This window comes from Myxococcus sp. AM009 (assembly GCF_013372605.1).
GTDB lineage: Bacteria > Myxococcota > Myxococcia > Myxococcales > Myxococcaceae > Myxococcus > Myxococcus vastator.
Map to the genome: position 1 here is coordinate 1 of NZ_JABXEP010000336.1, position 1,608 is coordinate 1,608.

Sequence of the window (1,608 nt, forward strand, 5' to 3'; positions counted from 1 at the left end):
GCCCCCATCCCCGTGCCCCAGCCCGGACCGACCCTGCTGGGCCCCGCCAGCGCCCTGGCGCCGGGCGACATGTTCGACCACGCCCGCGCCGCCGAGGCCGCGTTCATGACGGGGGACTACACCACCTGCGTCACCGCCTGCACGGACGCCATCCGGCGCGCGCTGGCCTTCGCGGGCGAAGGTTCCCTGGGGCAGCAGGCCTTCCTGCTCCGCGTGGACGGCGCCGACCTGCTCCGGCTCCAGGGCCTGGCCACGCAGCAGCACCTGCGCGTGGATGACGCCGCCTTCTCCCTCTATGTGATGATGCAGGTCTTCATCCGGCTCAACGCGGTGGGCCTGCCCAACGCGGAGTAGCCTCCGCCCCGCTCAGCGCGGGGAGACGAACTGCAGCAGCCCCATGCGCTGCAGCTTCGCCAGCGTCTTGAGCGTCTCCAGCTCCCGGGCCGGACTGGCCAGCACCAGCGTGGACACGTCCCAGGTGCCGTTCACCAGCCCGGCAATCTGCCGCTCCTCGGGCTTGAGCAGCGCCTGCCCCTGCGGGTCGTGAATCATGAGGGGCACCATCAGGGGCGGCATGTCCGCGTAGAGCGCCGCCACGTGCTCGCGCTGCACCAGCCGGGCGAACTCGCGCACGCGCCGGTCCGCCGGGTCGCTGGCCAGCAGGGACGCGCAGACGATGCCCGCGGCGTCGTACTGGCCCTCGCGCATCAGCACCGCGCCCTTCTCCAGCATCTCCGCCACCGGATCCGCCTCCACCTGCGGCGCCCCGTCCACCTCCACCAGCTTCGACCGCAGCAGCTCGTGTACCCGCCGCGTCACCGAGGAGCGGGACACGCCCATGGACAGGCGCAGCCGCCCCAGGTTCTGCGGCGACGTGCACAGCCCCAGGATGATTCGGTGCATCAGCGGCTGGCTCGGGCTCGGCGGCGCCAGCGCGCGCACGCTGAGCGCGTCGATGGGCAGCGCCTTGTCCACGTCGGACTGCTCGTCCACCCAGCGCAGGGACTCGAAGAGCAGCTCGCGGATGCCCATGTCGGACGGCACCCAGTCCTCGCCGGAGCGGTCCGCGTCCTCCGTCCAGTGGAAGGTGCCCCGGCCGGCGATGGTCAGGTCCATCATCGCGGCGAACAGCTCCTCGCGGCCCAGGTCGCGAATCCACCGCGCCTGGATGCCGTGGATGTCGAACGCGGCGTCCACGTCCGGGGTGCGCGCCAGCTCGTCGAAGCCGGCCAGCACCTTCGTCCCCGACGCCAGCTTGGACAGCGTGAGCAGCCGCGCCACGCGTCCGCGCAGCCCTTCGGCGGCGGTGGCACCCACCTGGCCGGAGAGCAGGAAGAGCTTGCGCTCGCCCGCCTCCCACGAAAGCTGGAGCGTCCCCGTCTTGCGGGAGCTGTCCAACCATTGAAGGAACTCAGGGAGCGGATAACTGAAGAGGTCGCCGTGGAGAGCCATGCGTGTCGGATTCGAGGATACAGTCCCCAGCCGTGCGCGTCGCGCTCCTGTTCATCGATGGTGTGGGCATTGGCCGGAAGGACCCGGCCGTGAATCCGCTCGCCCGCCGGGAACACCTGCTTTCGCACTTCGACGACGCCCCCAGCCCGCCCCTGC

The 1,608-nt window shown here is 71.5% G+C and carries 1 protein-coding gene and 2 pseudogenes; 2 read left to right on the plus strand and 1 reads right to left on the minus strand.

Going from position 1 to position 1,608, the window contains the following annotated elements:
• Positions 1-354, plus strand: a pseudogene (locus HV824_RS35650) (GTP-binding protein); the annotation flags it as partial.
• 12 nt (positions 355-366) lie between these two features.
• On the opposite strand, the gene HV824_RS35655 reads toward HV824_RS35650, so the two are convergent.
• Positions 367-1,452 (minus strand): DUF4388 domain-containing protein, encoded by a 1,086-nt coding sequence (locus tag HV824_RS35655; RefSeq protein ID WP_163787569.1) that lies wholly within the window; start codon positions 1,450-1,452, stop codon positions 367-369.
• A gap of 32 nt (positions 1,453-1,484) precedes the next feature.
• Here HV824_RS35655 and HV824_RS37875 point away from each other — a divergent pair.
• A pseudogene (locus HV824_RS37875) lies at positions 1,485-1,608 on the plus strand (metalloenzyme); the annotation flags it as partial.

What these genes read in the sequence shown, in the direction of transcription:
- HV824_RS35655 (WP_163787569.1), bottom strand. Translation starts at nt 1,452, where the DNA reads ATGGCTCTCCACGGCGACCTCTTCAGTTATCCGCTCCCTGAGTTCCTT.